Here is a 17784-nt window from a genome sequence, read left to right as displayed (position 1 = left end):
GCCTTTGGATAGACGTTTCGTCATGCCGGCGACTTAACTCAGCCGCCGGCCTGCAACAACTGCCATACTGGCCGACCAACGACACTCACCCCTCTCTGGGTGGGCGGCGTTAAACAAAACAGTTATTTCCAAGGGAAGGCAGCTACGTGACGGAATTTGATATCGGCGAATTTTTTGTTTGGGGCGAAGCCAGAGAGGTCGACGGCGAATTCCAGGCTGTCATTGTCATGCGCGCCAAGCCGCCGCTGAATACCGTGAGCTACCATCAGGTCGAAAAAGATCGCTGGTTCAAAACCTCGGACGTCGCCGCCACCGCGGCCCAGGAATCGGCCAGGGAGTTGAAGGCGGCCGTCGATGCAGGTGCATTGAAAGCCTGATGTTCGAGTTTGCGGTCTATGCTCACTGCTGCATTTGAACATCGCTTTCGAACTCCTGACGCGCGGCCCCCTCAGATGCAATGTAGCCGCGCCTCAAATCTCGTACTCGACGTGACCGACCGCTGCAAGGAGATGAAGATGGAATCACCGACACACGACTTGAAAGGTTTGTTCGACCAGCTCGGCCTGGACTCCACCCAGAAAGCTATCGACGATTTCATTGCCAGCCATTCACCGTTGCCCGACGACAAGAAACTCATCGACGCCGAGTTCTGGACACCGCAACAGGCAGGCTTCCTGAAAGAACAATTGCGTGAAGATGCCGACTGGGCGCGGGTGGTCGACGACTTGAACCTGCGCATGCATCAGATTCATTAGCCCCGGGCGTAACGCAGGCTGCCAGGTGTTGCGGTATTCAATTGCGCCAACCAGGCAGCCTTGCACTCCTCCGCTTCATCGCGACTGGAAAACGTCGTCCCCCAGCGTTCACCGTTGAGCAGCACCACCCAGCAGACACTCTGCCCCAATGCCCGCAAACTGGCGGGTACACCGCTGCCAATCATCACCGCAACATCAACCTTACCGCGCATGCTGACCTCTCGAGCTCAGTTAGCAACCTAACTATGCCGGCATGTTAATCAGCGGATTCGAGCGGAAAAAGCAGCGGCCCCGCACATCAGCGTTGCCAAAACCGTAACAATAAAGCCCCCCATCCCACCTGCTGGAACCGGCGAAAGACGCCATTCAGGACGACCACAGATACAGTGGTCGCCCTTATCTGAACAGCATTAAGCCGCTAGCGAGGATTTTCCGGCTTGTAACCCAGGCGCAAACCGCCCCAATGACGCCCCTTGAGCAGGATCGGCACCGACAGGTCGTGCATGAGCTCTCCAGTATCGCGGGTGTAGGTTTGCAGCAGTACCGCCTGCTGGTGGCTGCCGCAACGGATGCCGGTGCGGTCGGCGAATTTGCGTTTGGTGCGGTTTTGCAAGGTATCGACCTGCACATCGCCGGTCAGGGGCTGGCTGAAGACTTTGTTGTGGGTCGGTACGTAGCCTTGTGGGGTGCAGGCAATGGCGAACACCAGGCCTTCATGGCGCGGCAACAGCGGCTCCTGAATCACCGGCAAGACCTGATCGGTGTAGCGGTCGAAGCGCGTCTGGTACTTGGGCGGACTGGTGTCGGGGATTGCCTGGTAGTTTCGGTCGAAGAGGTCATCGAGACTGATACGTCCGGCATCGATGTCCGCTTCGAATCGCGCGGTAATCTGGCTCGCCCCTTCACGGGCCAGGTCGTAGATTCGCTGGTGATAGTCATCCAGCCCGACTGCCGCCAGGCGCTCACTGATGGTTTCGGCCTGACCTTCCATCTGCACGGCGGCCTGGGCCAGACGCTGAGTCTGCTGGTCGCTGATGGCCAGGTCGCTGCGCATCTGTTCGATGGCATGAAACAGGCTGTCGAGCTGTTCGCGATTGGTCTCTGCACCTCGGGCAATTTCCCCGACCTGCTGTTCGACACTGGCCGCCAGCCGCGCGATGTTATCCAGGTGCTGCCCTGTGTGCTCGACCTGCTGGACGCCGGTGTCGAGGTCGCTGGACAGTTGACGGATCTGCTCCACCACTTGCGCGGTGCGTTGCTGGATATCGGCCACCATGTCCCCGACTTCACCGGTTGCCGTGGCGGTGCGCGCGGCGAGGCCACGAACCTCGTCGGCCACCACCGCAAAACCACGCCCGTGCTCCCCGGCGCGCGCCGCTTCGATAGCGGCGTTCAACGCCAGCAAGTTGGTCTGGCTGGCGATGGACTGAATCACCAAAGTGACCCGCTGAATGTCATCGCTGCGCAGGCTCAGGGCTTCGATCAGCTCGCGGCTGTTACTGGCGCGCTGACTGAGCTGATGCATGCGCGCAATCGACTCGATCAGTTCGGTTCGACCGGCCACGCCACTCTGATGCGCCTCGCTGGCAGCGCTCAGGGCTTCGCGACTGAGGGTGGAGGTGGCTTGCTCGGTGGCAATCATCACTTCGGCGTTGCTGACGATCTGCGCCGCCGCACCGAGTTGCGATTGCAGCTTGTCCGCCAGTTGCTTGACCGAAAAGGCCACGCCGGCGGCCGACAGGGCGTTATGACTGGTGGTGTAGGAAAGATCGCGGGTTAACGCGGAGATGGCGCTGGTCGTATCCGCTGGAACCGCTTCAGGCGTCGCACGCGAACGCAGGCGAGGCAGCCAGATAATGAGCACCGCCAACGGCAGGCTCAGGTAAAGCGACCAGCTCCCCAGCGTCATGCCACACAGCAACAGCATCAGGGCGATGCTCTGCAGCGACGGCGTCAGCCAGCGGTTTTTTGGCAAAAGCACTGGTGCAGGCACTGCCGCAACCAGAGATCCGTCTCTCGTCATCGTTATCACCCCGCCATCTTCTAATTGTTGTCATCGCATTAAACGCCAGCAGAAAGCCATTATCCATGGGCCTTTAGTCGGGGTCGTTGCAGCAGATCAATAGAAGTGCGGGGCTTTGTGCAGGCGTCGAAAAGCAAAGATCGCAGCCTTCGTCAGCGCCGACCGGACGGGAGGCAGGCGCTGACCAAGGCTGCGATCTTTTCACAGGCTACCCGGGTTAAACGGGCGGCCTTGCAGAATCACGCCTGACGCTGGTGCTTGTCGATCTGCTCGTGACGCTCTTGAGCTTCGATGCAGTACTTCGTCGTCGGGCTGATCAGCAGGCGTTTCAGGCCGATGGGCTCGCCGCTGTCATCGCACCAGCCGAAGCTGTCTTCCTTGATGCGTTCCAGGGCTTGTTCCAACTGAGGCAGCATGCGCTGATCGCGATCGATCGCGTTCACCAGCCAGGTGCGCTCTTCTTCGACGGAAGCCGCGTCAGCCGGGTCGGCCGGGGTGTCCAGGCTCTCGATGGCAATGCGATTCTGTTCGATGCGCTCATGGGTTTCGACTTTCATGTTCTGCAACAGCTCGGCGAAAAAAGCATGTTGCTCGGCATTCATGTAGTCATCCGCCGGCATGGCCAGCAACTTGTCCTTTGTCATTGATATCTCTATAAAAAAACGTGCATTAAGGCGAATAAGGGAGCTTTCCGGCGGACCTGGGCAGGCCATCGGAAAGGCGCCGTTTGTTCCAAGCGCCACCCGGCACTCAATTTACGAGGGGCGGCAGTCTAAGGCCGACTTGAGGCCTCAGCAACTGAAAAGACAGCGAATTTTCCCGGCAAAGCCTCAAAAATGATCTAAGGCGGGCATCGGAGTGCGTTTATAGCAAGAAATTCAATCCAGCGGAGGTATATAGAAGACAAATGGCCACCGGCACGCCCCCCCCATTTTCACGCCAGGCAACCTCAGCTAAGGTTGTCCGTCCCGAAGTGGCTATATCAAGGAGCGGTTAAATGAAGCTGATCGGCATGCTGGATTCGCCTTACGTACGACGCGTCGCCATTTCTGCCAAACGCCTGGGCATTGCGCTGGAGCATGAATCGGTTTCGGTGTTCAGGCACTTCGAGCAGTTCCAGCAGATCAACCCGGTGGTCAAGGCCCCCACGCTGGTGCTGGATGATGGCGAAGTCCTGATGGATTCGACCCTGATCATCGAGTACCTGGAGGCACTGGCCGAACCTGGCCGCAGCCTGATGCCCAAGGGTATCGAGCAACGCGTGCGCTCGTTGCGCCTGATCGGGCTGGCGTTGGCAGCCTGCGAAAAATCGGTGCAACTCTATTACGAGCGCAACCTGCGGCCGGCGGAGATTCAATACGAGCCGTGGGTTGAGCGGGTCGAAGGACAACTGGCGGCGGCTTATTCAGCCCTGGAGCGGGAACTGGAAAAACACCCGCTGAAAACCGACGGGTCGATTGATCAGGATGGACTCACCCTCGCCGTGGCCTGGAGCTTTACCAACCTGGTGGTGCCGGATCAGGTCGCCGGGGCGCAATTTCCGCGTATCGCTGCATTCACCGAGTATGCCGAAGGGCTTGAGGCGTTTGTCAGTACGCCGATGGACTGACAGACAGGCTGCGCCTGATCTGGCCTCCAGCAAAAATGCCGCTTCTGCCAAAGGCAGAAGCGGCAGAGGCACAAGCCCCGGAAGATCAGTGCATGAACAGCGCGATCAGAATGATGATCGGGATCGGTACGCCAAGAAAGAACAACAGTAATGAGCGCATGGGGTTTCTCCTGAGTTAGCGAATGGCTGTGGTGGTGACGTAGGTGTCGGATTCCAGATACACCACGGCATCCCGGCGACGACCGCCGAAAGTCGCGGCAAGGCTGGCGAAAAACGCACCGGCCAACAGTGCAACGAACATCCACAACGTGGTCCAGGCAGCGACGTTGGCGGCCGTGTCTGCCGCTTGTTGTGCCTTCAGCCTGGCGTCGGCCACGGCTTGTTGGGTGCGGGCATAGACTTCATCGACACGACGTTCAGCGTCCGCCTGGGTAAGGTTGGTCCGCTGCGCCACCAACTGCGCGAGATAAGTGCGATCTTCGGCAGCCAGTTGCCCGTTGTTACTCAAGGAGCGGACGAAGATACGGGTCACGGTGCCCCGGGCGGCGTCATCGCTGACGGCGGCCGGACGATCATCGCGAAACAGGCTGTCGACGAAGTAACCGTATTGATCGCCGTCCGAATTGGCGGCAGCCGTACCGGCCACTTGCGTCATGGCACTGGCCGCGCCACCGACGACATTCGCCCCCGCCTGCACCCCGCCGCTGACCAGGCTGCTGACCGAACCGGCCACCAGCGTCGCCGTCACGAGTGTCGCCACGCACCAGGCCAGGAAGCCATGGGCGGTATCGCGGAAGTAGACTTCATCGCCGTGCATATACGCCCACTTCACCCGCAGCCGGCCGGCGATGTAGCCACCGGCGCCGGAAGCGATGATTTGGGTGACGGCCAGCCAGACGATCGTGGAAATGCCCAGGCCCTTGGCGCTCACGCCCTCATTGGCCCAGGGCGAAACCGCCGAAAAACCAAGGCCGAAACCCAGCAGCACGAGGATCAGCGATAACGCCGCCGCAGCCGCAGCCCCGGCGAAAATCGCCCCCCAGGACACGCCCGAGAGCGTGCTCGACTCATCCGCGGCGGGATAGAAACCATCAGAGGATCTATTCATCGTTGTATCGCTCCAGGCAGAAAGATGGTGTTACAACTCTTCGAATGAACAATTGCAGTGACCATGCCAGTCGCGAATTCCAGATAAATCCTTTAACTTCAGATGGTTACAAAGATGGAACTTCCGAGGGTCATGCAAGATGCAATAAAGAGCCAGTCCGGGCGGGTTTTCTGCATTACGAAAACTACTTGCGCCTATAGCTTTTATTGCCTGCCGGCGTCAGGCAGTAAACGCCGCCTCTGGGCCCTGTGCAGAACGAACCGGTTCCGCAAGCACAGCCCTCGGCGTCCTGCACACGTACTTGTGGCCGGGCCTGGTTTTTGCTGCCATACAGAGATGAACAACTTTTTTTCGAAGCACTGATAGAGCCGTCGTTACACAGGAACAGATCACCGTCACAACGGGCGACACCGCCCTTCTTTCCCGAACAGGGTGTATTGGCGGCCCATGTCGATGAGCAGACAACACTCAGCAACAGCAGGCACATCGGCATCCAGCCAGGCTTTAGAGTACGCAAGGTGCAGCTTCCCGTTGAAATTATGGCCCAATGATATCAACGTTCCTTAAATGCACCGTGATCACATGAAAGTTAATTTATTAAGTCACTGGCAATTCTTGGCAAAATGCTTCGAACTCAGACTTGAACCGATTTATCAGGCCAGCCTATGACCCGAATCTTGACCATCGAAGACGACGCCGTAACCGCCCGGGAAATTGTCGCCGAACTGAGCAGCCACGGCCTCGAAGTCGACTGGGTCGACAACGGCCGCGAAGGGCTGGAGCGCGCAGTCAGCGGCCACTATGACCTGATCACCCTCGACCGCATGCTGCCCGAGCTGGATGGCCTGGCCATCGTCACCACGCTGCGGACCATGGGCGTGGCGACCCCCATCCTGATGATCAGCGCCCTCTCCGACGTCGACGAACGCGTGCGAGGCCTGCGGGCCGGCGGCGACGATTACCTGACCAAACCCTTCGCCACCGATGAAATGGCCGCCCGCGTCGAAGTCCTGTTGCGCCGCCAGAACACCGTGACCGCCCACGTCACCACGTTGCGGGTGGCGGATCTGGAACTGAACCTGATCAGCCACGAAGCCAGTCGCAATGGTGAGTTACTGACGCTGCTGCCCACCGAATACAAGCTGCTGGAATTCCTGATGCGCAACACCGGGCAAATCCTGTCGCGGATGATGATTTTCGAAGAAGTCTGGGGCTATCACTTCGATCCGGGCACCAACCTGATCGACGTGCACATTGGCCGCCTGCGCAAAAAAATCGACCCACCGGGCAATGTTCCATTGATTCGAACCGTGCGAGGCTCGGGTTATGTCATTGCCGAACCCGTCTAAAGGCTGGCGTTCTTCCAGCAGTCGTCTGCTGGCGCTCTACAGTGCGTTGTTCGTGACCTGGAGCGGGATTCTCATGGGGGTCATGTACTACGAGGTGTCCGCTTACCTGGACAATCTGGCCAAACATTCGCTGATGCAACGTCAGCACCTGTTTTCGCGCTTTCAGGGCGAACAACTGGTGGACGCTCTCGCGGTCAGCATGACCTTCGACATTCGCGGCATCGACGCCTATGGCCTGTTCGATGATCAGCACCGTCACCTCAGCGGCGCCCTGCGCCGTATCCCGCTCGACTTGCCGCTGGACGGCGAGATCCACATGCTCAGCGACTGCGCCGACTCCGACGACCCGACCTTGCCCGCCGACAGCTGCGACGCGGTGGCGACCCCAACCGAGGATGGTCGCTGGCTGGTTCTGGTGCGGGACAACGGCTCGTTGTTTGCCGTCACCCGCATCATCCTCCATGCATTGTTCTGGGGTGTGACCCTGACCATTCTGCCGGGCATCGTCGGCTGGCATTTGCTGCGCCGTCGTCCACTGCGGCGAATTCGCGCGATTCAGGCCAGTGCCGAGGCCATCGTTGCCGGTGACCTGACCAAGCGCCTGCCGCTGTCCAATCGCCGCGATGAACTGGACATGCTCGCCGCCATCGTCAATGCCATGCTCGAACGCATCGAGCGCTTGATGAACGAGGTCAAGGGCGTGTGCGACAACATCGCCCACGACCTGCGCACGCCGTTGACCCGCTTGCGCGCACAGCTCTATCGCATGCAACAACAGGCCGGTGAAGGCTCTGCCGAAGCGGCGCAACTCGATTCGGTACTGAGCGAGGCCGACACCCTGATGGCGCGTTTTCGGGGCTTGCTGCGGATTTCCGAACTGGAAGACCGCCAGCGCCGTTCCGGTTTCGTGCAACTCGACCCGGTGCCGTTGCTGCAGGAACTGCATGATTTTTATCTGCCACTGGCCGAAGACGATGGCCTGGTTTTTCAATTGCACGTGCCTGGGTCATTGCCGCCCCTGAAGGGCGACCGGGCGTTGCTGTTCGAGGCGATCGCGAACCTGTTGAGCAACTCGATCAAGTTCACCCCGCCCGGCGGCGCGGTGATTTTGCGAGGGATCAATCAGGGGGGGCATACCCGCATCGAAGTGCTCGATTCCGGACCCGGAATCCCGGAGGCCGAACGCGAGGCAGTGTTCCAGCGCTTCTATCGTGCCGAGGCAGGCAATCAGAAAAGCGGTTTCGGCCTGGGCCTGTCCATCGTTGCGGCGATTGTCAGCCTGCACGGCTTTACGCTCGAGGTGGGACGCAGTGAGCTCGGGGGCGCGCGGCTGGTGATCGATTGCCGCCAGAGCTTGATTACCCCTACCTGAGGATAAACACAAAACCTGTGGGAGCTGGCTTGCCAGCGAAAGCGGCCGTGGCAGCGCTGCAAGGCCGGAAGGACCCTTCGCCGACAAGCTGGCTCCCACAGATCCAGGCTAGGCCGGGTAATTGGCCCGCAGTGCCTGCAGTCCGCCCTGATAGATCCCGGCGAACAACGCCACCACTTCCTCGTCACTCACCCCCACTGGTTCAAACCGGCCGGACCAGGTCACCCGCGCGCCCTCGCCCTGGCTTTCGACCTTGATCGTCGCCAGATACTCAGTGGCCGGAAACGGCGCCTGCACAATCGAGTAGCTGTAGGTCTTGCCCGCATTATCGAACCCTTGCAGGCGCTCGATAACAACCGCGCCGTCCACCGTTTGCAGGCTGCGTACCCGCCCGCCTTCGCTGAGTTCACTCTTGGGAATCAGCGGCAGCCAGTCCGGCAGCGAGTTGAATCCCCCAATCAATTGCCAGACCTGATCGGCCGGGGCCAGGATGTCGATGAAGGCTGATGCAGATGCCATGTCATGTTCTCTCTTGATCAGTAAGGTTCAGATGGCCAGGCTGTCGACGACACCGCCGTCGACCCGCAGGGCGGCGCCCGTGGTGGCCGAGGATAACGGTGAAGCGATGTAGGCCACCAGATTGGCGACCTCCTCGACATGGGCCACGCGCTGGATGATCGAGGTGGGACGGGCCTTGCGCACGAAGTCGTCGGCTTCCTCCTGCAGGCTGCGACCGGATTGCGCAATCGCCTCCTTGAGCATCTTCTCCACGCCATCGGTCAAGGTCGGGCCGGGCAGGATCGCATTGACCGTCACCCCGGTGCCCGCCAGCCGCTTGGCCAGTCCATGGGACACCGCCAGGTTGGCGCTTTTGGTCACGCCATAGTTGAGCATGTCGGCCGGAATCGCGATCCCGGATTCCGAAGACAGGAAAATCACCCGCCCCCAGCCCTGCTTGACCATGTCCGGTACGTAATGCCGGGACAGGCGCACACCGGAAATCACGTTGACTTCATAGAAGCGCGTCCACTCGCTGTCGGGGGTATCAAAGAAATCCACCGCTTCGTAGATCCCCAGGTTGTTCACCAGGATGTCGGCCCGTGGTTCGGCGGCGAACAGTATTTCCGCACCTTCGGCGGTCCCGAGATCGGCAGCCAGCCCGCGCAGTTGAGCGCCCGGCACCTGCTGGCGGATGCTCGCCAAGGCCTGTTCCACCTTGGCCGTATCGCGACCGATCACCACCACCGTGGCGCCGGACTCTGCCAACGCCTTGCTGATGCCCAGGCCGATGCCGGCCGTGCTGCCGCTGACAATCGCCAGTTTTCCACTCAGATCGATTTTCATGCTCAAGCTCCAGTGATCGGCAACGGTGCGCGCTCGGATAACAGTTTTGCCTCACGCAGCGCCTGCCAGAAGGTTGCGGGAATCACGCGGTCAAGGACGGAAAGAGTGTAGCGACCCGTCAGAAAATTACCCTCTGGTTGGGCATCGCCCGGATAAAGGGTCAATTGGCCTGGTCCGACTATGTACACAGGCGCCAGCCCCTGATTTCGCCTGCTTCGCGCAAGCGGGTCAGCAGCGTAAATGAGAGAGCGCTGGCTCGCGAAAGCGTCAGCCGCTGGCAATTGTTGAATGGCTGTCAGCGTTACTTCGTGAAAGCTACAGCGCCTTGCGTCGTTGCCTACGGGTACGCCAGAATCCGCCGGCTTGTGCGCCTTGGGGTCGGGTTTTATCGTTTGTCGGTCGCTGAAAAGAACAGTGATCGGGTTTGGTAGCCCGCCCCTACACAAGGCGCATAGCGTCACCTCTTGCAGGTTTTTTCACACCTGCATTAATGGTGGCCATGCGCAGGGCACCTACGGGTGCGCCGGTTTTTCCTTGTGTGCCGGTCTACCAACCTCCGTATGGCCACCACCCTTCGTTTGGTAGCGAGGGTGATGGTTCCTTCAGATTCACAAGGAGCTGCATCCATGTTGAAAACTACACCTAACCCGCCAGACACCGACCCAGCCTTACATTCCAGAAACCCCGATCCAGAAAAACACCACGAAACCACCGACCGCATCCCCTCCGCCGCCGACATCCGCGCCACCCCGCGCAAACCCTGCAGCATGTTCATTGTCGACACCGAGCTCGATACCGAATCCCTGCTGGCCCACGCCTGCGAATCCCTGGCCTCGGCCAGCATCATGACCCTGGACCTCGCGGACCGTACGCAAGGAACCAGTCGCAACACCCTGCTGGGCATCGCACAAGTGATCATGCTCGGCGAACTGGCCGTGAACCGCGCACTCGACCGCCTCGACCCACCCGAATAAACACAAAACCCTGTGGCGAGGGAGCTCGCTCCCGCCGGGTCGCGCAGCGGCCCCAAACCCTCCGACCGAAGTCTTCAGACAGACCGCACATTCAGGACTGGCGTCGACTGCACAGCCCAGCGCAACGATGCAGCGTTCCGACAAGCCCTTCTCCACAGATGATCATTCACCTTCGGCCCTGAACCAGACCAACGCTCAGCAAACCTAACAGTTCTGATAGTTCCCGCCCGCACCCGAACCGCCAATACTGCTCGCCACCCCACCAGCCTTTCGGGAGCGCCCACCATGCCAGCAATGCGCGCAACACTGCTCTGCCACTATCGCTACGACGCCCTCGACCGCTTGATCGACCAGGGGCTGTCTGACGCGCCACCCCTTCAGCGCTTCTACTGCAAAAGCCGCCTGGCCACGGAGATTCAGGGGGCGTTGCGCCAAACCATCTTCCAGCACGGTGATTGGTTGCTGGCGCAACAACAGCAACAGGGTTCCGAACACGACACCGCGCTGCTGGCGACGGATCTGCAACGCTCGGTGTTGAACACACTCAAAACCAATCAGGCACAACCCATCGCCTATGCGCCCTATGGTCACCGCCACGCTACAAATGGATGGATGAGTTTGATGGGATTCAATGGCGAACGACCCGACCCACTGACCGGGCACTATCTGTTGGGCAATGGCTATCGGGCGTTTAATCCGGTGCTGATGCGGTTTAACAGTCCGGACAGTTTGAGTCCGTTTGGGAAAGGAGGATTGAATTCGTATGCTTATTGCGCAGGGGACCCAGTAAATTTTAGCGACCCCACCGGTCACTTCAACCCTGTAAAAATACTGGCGACAACTGCAAGAAGCATAACCACTCAGATTGCCAACGAAGCTCCCTATACACTTAAAATCAGACCGGGAATTTCAACCGATCAAGCCATCAATGCCATTAAACAATTAGAAGAATTGAGTTACGCCTCCCTCCATCAACCCTTCCAGAATGCTGCCTACATAAATGATTTAAACATCGCAAGAAACAATAGCTTGAACCTGCAGAAAATAGTCATCAAAAACCTTCAAAAACACGCATATCCAATAGCTGAATTACCATTGCCGCCGAGATTAAAAGTCGCAGCCAGTAAAATCGACCCTTTAGCTGATCGGCATACCCTGCTTGAGTACATAGACATAACTAAATATGGCGCGACCGCCGATGAGCCCGGCCCCATTGCCTGGCAAAAACTCAATACTGCAAGAAGCGGTGAATTCGATTCAACAACTCCGATCTCCAAGCGACCGAAACCTACTGTAGCCAACGACTATTGGCATGAAATACTCTACGTAAGAAGTCCAAACCACGACGCGTTAGCGGAACAAATAAGAGCAATCAGAAGTACCCATTTTTATTAAACAAAAACCGATAGCTACCCAATTAATAACATGACATCGCACTATTGGGAAAAACTGAAAACTTACCGATAGACACCACCTCGGCATCGACATGTCTGCCCCGTGTCGCTGTCATTCAGTGCTTTACTGAGAGGATTCTCACTCCCAGCGAGTACTCAGGATGAACCGCAACGACCTGCGCCGCGTGGACATGAACCTGTTGGTGATTTTCGAAACCCTGATGTTCGAAAAGAACCTGACCCGCGCCGCAGAGAAACTGTTCCTCGGCCAGCCTGCCGTCAGTGCGGCGTTGGCGCGGTTGCGGGACTTGTTCGACGATCCGTTGCTGGTACGCAACGGCCGCAGCCTGGAGCCGACACCGCGCGCCCTGGTGATTCTCAAGGAGTTGCAGCCGGCGATGGACACCATTTCCGGCGCGGTCAGCCGGGCCAAGGATTTCGACCCGTCCACCAGCCGTGACGTGTTTCGCATCGGCCTGTCCGACGACGCCGAATTCGGTCTGTTTCCGCCGTTGCTCAAGCAGATACGCGAAGAGGCGCAGAACGTGGTGGTCGTCGTGCGGCGGGTGAATTTCCTGCTGATGTCGTCGATGCTCGCCACCGGCGAGATTACCGTCGGGATCAGCTACACCACGGAATTGCCGGCCAATGCCAAGCGCAAGAAACTGCGGGACTTGAGCGTCAAGATCCTGCGCGGCGACAACCGGCCCGGGCCCCTGACCCTGGATGAATTCTGCGAACGTCCCCATGCGCTGGTGTCGTTTTCCGGGGACTTGACCGGGGCGATCGACACCGATCTCGCCCGTATCGGCCGCTCGCGCCGGGTGGTGCTGGCGGTGCCGCAGTTTGCCGGGTTGCGCGCCTTGCTGGCGGGCACCGACATGCTGGCGACGGTGCCGGACTACGCGGCGAGCGCGCTGATCGAGGGCAGCAGCCAGCTGCGTGCCGATGACGCGCCGTTCGAGATCAAGCTGTCCGAACTGTCCATGGTCTGGAACGGCGTCAACGATAACGATCCGGCAGAACGTTGGTTGCGCTCGAAAATTGTGGAGCACATGTCGGCTCCACCATCGGGACATTGAGCGAATTGAACTGCGGATCGGTCTCGCGCAAGTAGATCGGCAGGTCCGTCAAGGGTGGCATGGCCGGAATATCGAAATACATCTGGATCACCCAGCCACGGTGATAACTGGCGTGGTTGACCACATGCATCAACATCGCGCCGGCGCTCATGGTGCCGCTTTCACCGGAGAGAAAGGTGAACCGGACGGGCTTGTCCAGTGAGGCATCGGTCTGCCGGGCGGCCCACTCGCAATACCAGTGATCAACGATCTGTTGCGCCTGGCGCAGTGCCGACAGTTCAGGGTGGACCATGTCGTGGGAGGTTTTGAAGCCGTGTCCCCGGCCTTCGAGGTGGGCTTGCCAGAGGCAATCCACCACATAGATGTGGTTCAGCGTGCCCATCATGTTCTTGAAAATGCCGGCGCGCTGTTTGTAGACCTCGGTCGGGGGCAGTTGCGCCAGGTTATCGAAGAGGCGCTGGTTGGCCCATTGTTTGTAATCGGCAAGCAGGCGGGCAGTGCGTACGTTGATCATCAGACTTCTCCGATGGCGATGAGCGCATCTCTCAAGGATAGCGCTATCCCCACGCCGCAGCGCGGCGGCTGATCATCGGTACGGCGGTTACTGCGCGAGCGTATCCAGTACCCGATCGGCCAGCGCCAGGCTACTGGTCAGGCCTGGGGATTCGATGCCGAACAGGTTCACCAATCCCGCTACACCATGCTGAGTCGGGCCGCTGATGAGAAAGTCGGCGGCCGCTTCGTGCGGTCCGCTGATTTTCGGGCGAATACCGCTGTAGGCCGGTTGCAGACTGCCATCGGGCAACCCCGGCCAGTAACGCCGGATCGCCTGATAAAAGCCGTCGCCCCGCGATGGATTGACGCGGTAGTCGATGTGATCGACCCATTCCACATCAGGCCCGAATCGCGCCTGGCCGCCCAGGTCGAGGGTCATGTGCACACCCAGCCCGGCACTTTCCGGCGCCGGATACACCAGATGGCGAAACGGCGCCCGGCCACTGAAACTGAAATAGCTGCCCTTGCACAACCGCGCCTCCGGGATGTATTGCGCAGGCAGGCCGGCGATGCGGCTTGCCACCTCGGGCGCAGACAACCCTGCACAGTTGATCAGCTCGCGACAGCTCAAGGTCATCGGTTCGGCACCGCCCATGTGCAACTCGAAACCCTGTTCGATGCAACGCGCCGACAACAGCGGCGTATGAAACGCCAGTGACGCGCCCCCGGCTTCGGCATCGGCCTGCAACGCCAGCATCAAGCCATGGGAGTCGACGATGCCGGTGGACGGCGACCACAGCGCGGCGACGCAGGACAACGCCGGTTCGAGTTCCCGCGCCTCACTCGCCTCCAGCCATTGCAAGTCATCGACACCGTTGCGCCGGCCCTGCTCCAGCAAACCCTGCAACGCCGTGCGCTGGGCATCATCGGTGGCCACGATCAGCTTGCCCAGGCGCTGATGGCTGACGCCGCGCTCGTCGCAGAAGGCGTAGAGGCGTTGCTTGCCCTCCACGCACAACTGCGCCTTGAGGCTGCCGCCGGGGTAATAGATGCCGGCGTGGATCACTTCGGAATTGCGCGAACTGATGCCCACGCCTATGCCTTCGCCGGCCTCGACCAGAATCACTTCGCGCCCGCTCATGGCCAGCGCCCTGGCCACCGCCAGCCCGACCACACCGGCCCCAACCACCACGCTGTCGATATCGACGCTCACCCGCCCTGCCCTCATGTCAAACCAGCCCCCGCTCACGGTAATCGATCAGGCAGGAGAATATCGCCAACAGCATGGCCATGACCACGCTCGTCCATTCAGAACGTACCGGGATAGCTGCCGCCGTCCAGCAGCAGGTTCTGCCCGGTGAGGAACCCGGACCGGGCGCTGCAAATGAACGCGCAATACGCACCGAACTCATCCGGCTGGCCGAAGCGCTGGGCCGGGACGTTTTTTCGTCGCTGCTCGGCGACGCTTTCGACACTGGAGCCATTGGCCTTGGCGGCCGCGCTCAAGGTCTTGTGCAATCGCTCGGTCTCGAACGGCCCCGGCAGCAAATTGTTCACGGTGACGTTGTTCCCGGCCAGTCTTGCCTGACGCGCCAGCCCGGCGATGAAGCCGGTCAGGCCACTGCGGGCGCCATTGGACAGGCCCAGCACATCGATCGGCGCCTTCACCGCGCCGGAAGTGATGTTGACGATGCGCCCGAACCCGCGTTCGGCCATGCCGTCGACACAGGCCTTGATCAGCTCGATGGGCGTGAGCATGTTGGCATCCAGCGCCTTCAGCCAGTCGTCGCGTTGCCAGTCGCGGAAATCACCCGGCGGCGGACCGCCGGCGTTGTTGACCAGAATATCCACCTGCGGACACGCCGCCAGCACCTGCGCGCGCACGCTCGCTTCGCTGATGTCCCCGGCCACGGTGCGCACTTCGATGGTCGGTGCCAGTTGGCGCAACGCCAACGCGGCAGCCTGCAATGTCTCGTCGCCGCGGGCGTTGATCACCAGGTTGACGCCCTCCTTCGCCAACGCCTGTGCACAGGCCAGGCCCAAGCCCTTGCTGGCGGCGCAGACGATTGCCCAACGCCCCGAAATACCCAAATCCATGACGATGCTCCTGACGGTTCAAAGCGCTCACGTTACCACCCCTCAGCCGTCACCCGGAGGATGACAAAGACTGGGCGCGGGATCAGGCCTTCTCATCATCGGCAGACCTCCCCCGGGCGTGAGGGAGCGCGCCGGCACGTTCCTGAAAAACACCCTTGCGCTTCGGTGATCGACGCCAGGGTTGAACTCTCACGAGCCAAATGCCATAAAACCCTGAAATCCAGACAGCCGATGAGAGGCGATAACGCTTATATCGTTTGCGAATTATCATTATTCCCACTCGCCAAATCAGAAGCTCATGAACGAAGTCCCGAACACTCATCCCGACCTTGCCCGCGAACAAGCGCGCCTCATTGTTTTCCTCGCCTATCCGCAAATGGGCCTGTTGGATTTGACCGGGGCACAAACGGTGTTCTGGGCCGCATCGCGGTACATGGAGAATCGCGGCCTGCCCGGTTACACCCTGCACACCGCGAGCCTGGCCGGCGGCTTGATACAGACAGCAGAGGGGCTGGTCGTCGACACCCTGCCATTGCGTGATTTCGCCGATCACCCGATCGACACCCTGATCGCCCCCGGCGCCCCGGATATTCTGCTGGCAATGAGCAAATCCCTGGACCTGGTCGCCTGGCTGAAGGAGGCATCGCCCGACGCCAAACGCACGGCTTCGGTGTGCAGCGGAACGTTCCTGCTGGCAGAGGCCGGATTGCTGGAAAGCCGACGCGCCGCCACCCACTGGAAGATGTGCGACGTGCTCAAGGAGCGCTACCCGTCGATCGAAGTCGACAGCGATGCGATCTTCGTAAAACACGGCTCGGTCTGGACATCCGCCGGCGTCAGCGCCGGGATCGACCTGGCACTGGCCCTCGTGGAAGAGGATTGCGGACGCGACGTGGCATTGCTGGTCGCGCGGGAAATGGTGGTGTTTCTCAAGCGTCCCGGTGGCCAGGCCCAATACAGCCAATTACTGCAATCGCAAACCCTCGAAGGCGCCGCTTTCGACGACCTGCACCTGTGGATCACGCAGAATCTCGCGGGCGAAAACCTCACGGTCGAGACACTCGCGCAACGGGTGCAAATGAGCCCGCGCAATTTCGCCCGGGTCTACAAGCTCAAAACCGGCCGTACCCCGGCCAAGGCCGTGGAAGTGCTGCGAGTGGAAGCCGCACGGCGCTTGCTGGAAGAGTCCGAGCGCAACATCGATCAAATTTCCCGGTTGTGCGGCTTTGGCGATGAAGAGCGCATGCGTCTCACTTTCCAGCGCAACCTGGGGGTGTCGCCGCGGGAATATCGCAGCCGGTTTTCGCGGTAAGCCCGCGTTCGCCCGGCAAGCCAAACGTTCAAGGCTCGGGATTGATGGCGTATCGACAGGGAACTCCTGACGGCTGTGGTGCATCCTAAATGATGAGGTACTTCCTTTTTGCTTCACGCTTTCAGAGGACACCGTCATGCGCCGTCTGATTATCGTTTCTTCTCTGTTGCTGTGTTTACCCTTCGGCTCTGCAATGGCCAAGGTGGACGCAGGCGATGTCGCCACCTCAGCCGGGGTTTCCGCATCGCTGTACTCGACATTCAAGGACCACAAACTCATGATTCCCGCCCGTGATGACGCCTCCAGCTTCGTGGCCAGTGGCGGTACGATTCGCGGCGCTTACCTGGAATCGGTTCTCAAACAGCTCCGGCAGGAGCACCCCGACCTCAACAACGCAAGCGACGAAGACCTGGCTCGCGCCATTCTCGTCCAGGAAGGCGTTCCAGCCGGTCAATAACGACGGCCAACCTCAGCGGTGGGGCTTGTGAAACCTGGACAGCGTTTCCAGCCCTGCCTTGCTTCACAGGCTTTGCTTCAAGCATGCCGCGCCCACCCGGCCACCAGGGCCGGGGTGATGCTGACACCGCCACAGACCACAATCACCCCGTCATGGGCCTGGGCAATCGCCGGATGATCCAGGTACGCAAGCAAACCACCGCCGCCCACCGACGTGACCAATGCATCGACTTGCGGGTCGTCTTCGAGGATTTCATCGACCATCGCGCTGTGCCCTTGCCACAGCACCGGGTGATCGAAAGCCGGGACATATTCGGTGTCCGCACCCTGCGCCAGCTCAATGGCCCGTTGGTTGGCTTCGTCCCAGACCTTGCCGTGGACAATCACCTCGGCGCCGGTTTCGCCAAGGGTGTG

Annotated in this window: 20 protein-coding genes and 1 pseudogene; 10 read left to right on the top strand and 11 right to left on the bottom strand. The window is 60.1% G+C overall.

Annotation, left to right across the window (positions count from 1 at the left end):
• Window positions 1-146 precede the first annotated feature (146 nt).
• Window positions 147-377 (top strand): hypothetical protein, encoded by a 231-nt coding sequence (locus tag JQF37_RS00660; protein ID WP_130205411.1) that lies wholly within the window; start codon window positions 147-149, stop codon window positions 375-377.
• A gap of 138 nt (window positions 378-515) precedes the next feature.
• Window positions 516-755: a DUF2789 domain-containing protein gene (locus JQF37_RS00655; RefSeq protein WP_047530030.1), complete on the top strand. Its 240-nt coding sequence runs from the start codon at window positions 516-518 to the stop codon at window positions 753-755.
• Here the strand turns inward: JQF37_RS00655 and JQF37_RS00650 are convergent.
• The 3 genes from JQF37_RS00650 to JQF37_RS00640 all read right to left on the bottom strand — a co-directional run bounded on the left by JQF37_RS00650 (window position 752) and on the right by JQF37_RS00640 (window position 3422).
• Complete coding sequence (locus JQF37_RS00650) at window positions 752-967, bottom strand: hypothetical protein (protein WP_130205413.1); 216 nt, start codon at window positions 965-967, stop codon at window positions 752-754. The genes JQF37_RS00655 and JQF37_RS00650 overlap by 4 nt on opposite strands.
• A gap of 206 nt (window positions 968-1173) precedes the next feature.
• Entirely contained in the window at window positions 1174-2778 is a 1605-nt protein-coding gene (locus tag JQF37_RS00645; RefSeq protein WP_130205415.1) for a methyl-accepting chemotaxis protein, read from the bottom strand.
• A gap of 239 nt (window positions 2779-3017) precedes the next feature.
• Window positions 3018-3422 carry a TraR/DksA C4-type zinc finger protein gene (locus JQF37_RS00640; RefSeq protein WP_047530036.1) on the bottom strand — a complete coding sequence of 135 codons (405 nt, stop codon included), beginning with the start codon at window positions 3420-3422 and terminating at the stop codon, window positions 3018-3020.
• Window positions 3423-3775: 353 nt separating this feature from the next.
• Here JQF37_RS00640 and JQF37_RS00635 point away from each other — a divergent pair, with 353 nt between their 5' ends.
• Entirely contained in the window at window positions 3776-4387 is a 612-nt protein-coding gene (locus JQF37_RS00635) for a glutathione S-transferase (RefSeq protein ID WP_130205417.1), read from the top strand.
• A 175-nt stretch (window positions 4388-4562) separates the two neighbouring features.
• Here the strand turns inward: JQF37_RS00635 and JQF37_RS00630 are convergent, their stop codons facing one another.
• Window positions 4563-5495 carry a hypothetical protein gene (locus JQF37_RS00630; protein ID WP_130205419.1) on the bottom strand — a complete coding sequence of 311 codons (933 nt, stop codon included), beginning with the start codon at window positions 5493-5495 and terminating at the stop codon, window positions 4563-4565.
• Between the two features lie 184 nt (window positions 5496-5679).
• On the bottom strand, window positions 5680-5982 hold the full coding sequence (locus JQF37_RS31240; RefSeq protein ID WP_130205461.1) for a hypothetical protein: 303 nt from the start codon (window positions 5980-5982) through the stop codon (window positions 5680-5682).
• 178 nt (window positions 5983-6160) lie between these two features.
• Here JQF37_RS31240 and JQF37_RS00625 point away from each other — a divergent pair, with 178 nt between their 5' ends.
• Both JQF37_RS00625 and JQF37_RS00620 read left to right on the top strand, forming a co-directional pair.
• Complete coding sequence (locus tag JQF37_RS00625; RefSeq protein WP_047530042.1) at window positions 6161-6844, top strand: response regulator transcription factor; 684 nt, start codon at window positions 6161-6163, stop codon at window positions 6842-6844.
• A complete protein-coding gene (locus JQF37_RS00620; RefSeq protein ID WP_130205421.1) occupies window positions 6822-8216 on the top strand; it encodes a HAMP domain-containing sensor histidine kinase in 1395 nt (464 codons plus the stop codon). The genes JQF37_RS00625 and JQF37_RS00620 overlap by 23 nt, the downstream gene beginning before the upstream one ends.
• A gap of 108 nt (window positions 8217-8324) precedes the next feature.
• Here the strand turns inward: JQF37_RS00620 and JQF37_RS00615 are convergent, their stop codons facing one another.
• Together JQF37_RS00615 and JQF37_RS00610 are read right to left on the bottom strand one after the other, a co-directional pair.
• Window positions 8325-8735, bottom strand: a complete 411-nt coding sequence (locus tag JQF37_RS00615; RefSeq protein WP_130205423.1) for an SRPBCC family protein — start codon at window positions 8733-8735, stop codon at window positions 8325-8327.
• A 27-nt stretch (window positions 8736-8762) separates the two neighbouring features.
• Window positions 8763-9560, bottom strand: coding sequence for an SDR family oxidoreductase (locus JQF37_RS00610; RefSeq protein ID WP_130205425.1), 798 nt, complete (start codon window positions 9558-9560; stop codon window positions 8763-8765).
• A gap of 626 nt (window positions 9561-10186) precedes the next feature.
• Here JQF37_RS00610 and JQF37_RS00605 point away from each other — a divergent pair.
• From JQF37_RS00605 to JQF37_RS00595, 3 genes are all read left to right on the top strand, one after another.
• Entirely contained in the window at window positions 10187-10534 is a 348-nt protein-coding gene (locus JQF37_RS00605) for a DUF6124 family protein (protein WP_130205427.1), read from the top strand.
• Window positions 10535-10819: 285 nt separating this feature from the next.
• Entirely contained in the window at window positions 10820-11929 is a 1110-nt protein-coding gene (locus tag JQF37_RS00600; protein WP_130205429.1) for an RHS repeat-associated core domain-containing protein, read from the top strand.
• Window positions 11930-12089: 160 nt separating this feature from the next.
• Complete coding sequence (locus JQF37_RS00595) at window positions 12090-13010, top strand: LysR substrate-binding domain-containing protein (protein ID WP_130205431.1); 921 nt, start codon at window positions 12090-12092, stop codon at window positions 13008-13010.
• On the opposite strand, the gene JQF37_RS00590 is transcribed toward JQF37_RS00595, so the two are convergent.
• From JQF37_RS00590 to JQF37_RS00580, 3 genes are all read right to left on the bottom strand, one after another.
• Window positions 12931-13524 (bottom strand): DinB family protein, encoded by a 594-nt coding sequence (locus JQF37_RS00590; protein ID WP_130205433.1) that lies wholly within the window; start codon window positions 13522-13524, stop codon window positions 12931-12933. The two genes, JQF37_RS00595 and JQF37_RS00590, sit on opposite strands and share 80 nt — an antisense overlap.
• Window positions 13525-13611: 87 nt before the next feature.
• Entirely contained in the window at window positions 13612-14718 is a 1107-nt protein-coding gene (locus JQF37_RS00585; protein WP_130205435.1) for an NAD(P)/FAD-dependent oxidoreductase, read from the bottom strand.
• A 95-nt stretch (window positions 14719-14813) separates the two neighbouring features.
• Window positions 14814-15602, bottom strand: a complete 789-nt coding sequence (locus tag JQF37_RS00580; RefSeq protein WP_130205437.1) for an SDR family oxidoreductase — start codon at window positions 15600-15602, stop codon at window positions 14814-14816.
• A 298-nt stretch (window positions 15603-15900) separates the two neighbouring features.
• Between JQF37_RS00580 and JQF37_RS00575 the strand changes: the two genes are divergently transcribed.
• Window positions 15901-16914 (top strand): helix-turn-helix domain-containing protein, encoded by a 1014-nt coding sequence (locus tag JQF37_RS00575; RefSeq protein WP_130205439.1) that lies wholly within the window; start codon window positions 15901-15903, stop codon window positions 16912-16914.
• A 136-nt stretch (window positions 16915-17050) separates the two neighbouring features.
• Window positions 17051-17371, top strand: a complete 321-nt coding sequence (locus tag JQF37_RS00570; RefSeq protein WP_090469717.1) for a DUF2388 domain-containing protein — start codon at window positions 17051-17053, stop codon at window positions 17369-17371.
• 77 nt (window positions 17372-17448) lie between these two features.
• On the opposite strand, the pseudogene JQF37_RS00565 reads toward JQF37_RS00570, so the two are convergent.
• Window positions 17449-17772 (bottom strand): annotated as a pseudogene (locus JQF37_RS00565) (pyridoxal-phosphate dependent enzyme); the annotation flags it as partial.
• Window positions 17773-17784: the final 12 nt, after the last annotated feature.

The organism is Pseudomonas sp. MIL9 (assembly GCF_016887925.1).
In the GTDB taxonomy this organism is placed as follows: Bacteria; Pseudomonadota; Gammaproteobacteria; order Pseudomonadales; family Pseudomonadaceae; genus Aquipseudomonas; species Aquipseudomonas mohnii.
This window is presented reverse-complemented; position numbering and strand designations above follow the sequence as displayed.

Bases quoted from the DNA above. Each gene is read 5' to 3' on its own strand.
- JQF37_RS00620 (WP_130205421.1), top strand. From the start codon at position 6,822: ATGTCATTGCCGAACCCGTCTAAAGGCTGGCGTTCTTCCAGCAGTCGT.
- JQF37_RS00595 (WP_130205431.1), top strand. From the start codon at position 12,090: ATGAACCGCAACGACCTGCGCCGCGTGGACATGAACCTGTTGGTGATT.
- JQF37_RS00630 (WP_130205419.1), bottom strand. From the start codon at position 5,495: ATGAATAGATCCTCTGATGGTTTCTATCCCGCCGCGGATGAGTCGAGC.
- JQF37_RS00590 (WP_130205433.1), bottom strand. From the start codon at position 13,524: ATGATCAACGTACGCACTGCCCGCCTGCTTGCCGATTACAAACAATGG.
- JQF37_RS00600 (WP_130205429.1), top strand. From the start codon at position 10,820: ATGCCAGCAATGCGCGCAACACTGCTCTGCCACTATCGCTACGACGCC.
- JQF37_RS00645 (WP_130205415.1), bottom strand. From the start codon at position 2,778: ATGACGAGAGACGGATCTCTGGTTGCGGCAGTGCCTGCACCAGTGCTT.
- JQF37_RS31240 (WP_130205461.1), bottom strand. From the start codon at position 5,982: ATGTGCCTGCTGTTGCTGAGTGTTGTCTGCTCATCGACATGGGCCGCC.
- JQF37_RS00635 (WP_130205417.1), top strand. From the start codon at position 3,776: ATGAAGCTGATCGGCATGCTGGATTCGCCTTACGTACGACGCGTCGCC.
- JQF37_RS00615 (WP_130205423.1), bottom strand. From the start codon at position 8,735: ATGGCATCTGCATCAGCCTTCATCGACATCCTGGCCCCGGCCGATCAG.
- JQF37_RS00650 (WP_130205413.1), bottom strand. From the start codon at position 967: ATGCGCGGTAAGGTTGATGTTGCGGTGATGATTGGCAGCGGTGTACCC.
- JQF37_RS00625 (WP_047530042.1), top strand. From the start codon at position 6,161: ATGACCCGAATCTTGACCATCGAAGACGACGCCGTAACCGCCCGGGAA.
- JQF37_RS00605 (WP_130205427.1), top strand. From the start codon at position 10,187: ATGTTGAAAACTACACCTAACCCGCCAGACACCGACCCAGCCTTACAT.
- JQF37_RS00580 (WP_130205437.1), bottom strand. From the start codon at position 15,602: ATGGATTTGGGTATTTCGGGGCGTTGGGCAATCGTCTGCGCCGCCAGC.
- JQF37_RS00575 (WP_130205439.1), top strand. From the start codon at position 15,901: ATGAACGAAGTCCCGAACACTCATCCCGACCTTGCCCGCGAACAAGCG.
- JQF37_RS00570 (WP_090469717.1), top strand. From the start codon at position 17,051: ATGCGCCGTCTGATTATCGTTTCTTCTCTGTTGCTGTGTTTACCCTTC.
- JQF37_RS00610 (WP_130205425.1), bottom strand. From the start codon at position 9,560: ATGAAAATCGATCTGAGTGGAAAACTGGCGATTGTCAGCGGCAGCACG.
- JQF37_RS00655 (WP_047530030.1), top strand. From the start codon at position 516: ATGGAATCACCGACACACGACTTGAAAGGTTTGTTCGACCAGCTCGGC.
- JQF37_RS00640 (WP_047530036.1), bottom strand. From the start codon at position 3,422: ATGACAAAGGACAAGTTGCTGGCCATGCCGGCGGATGACTACATGAAT.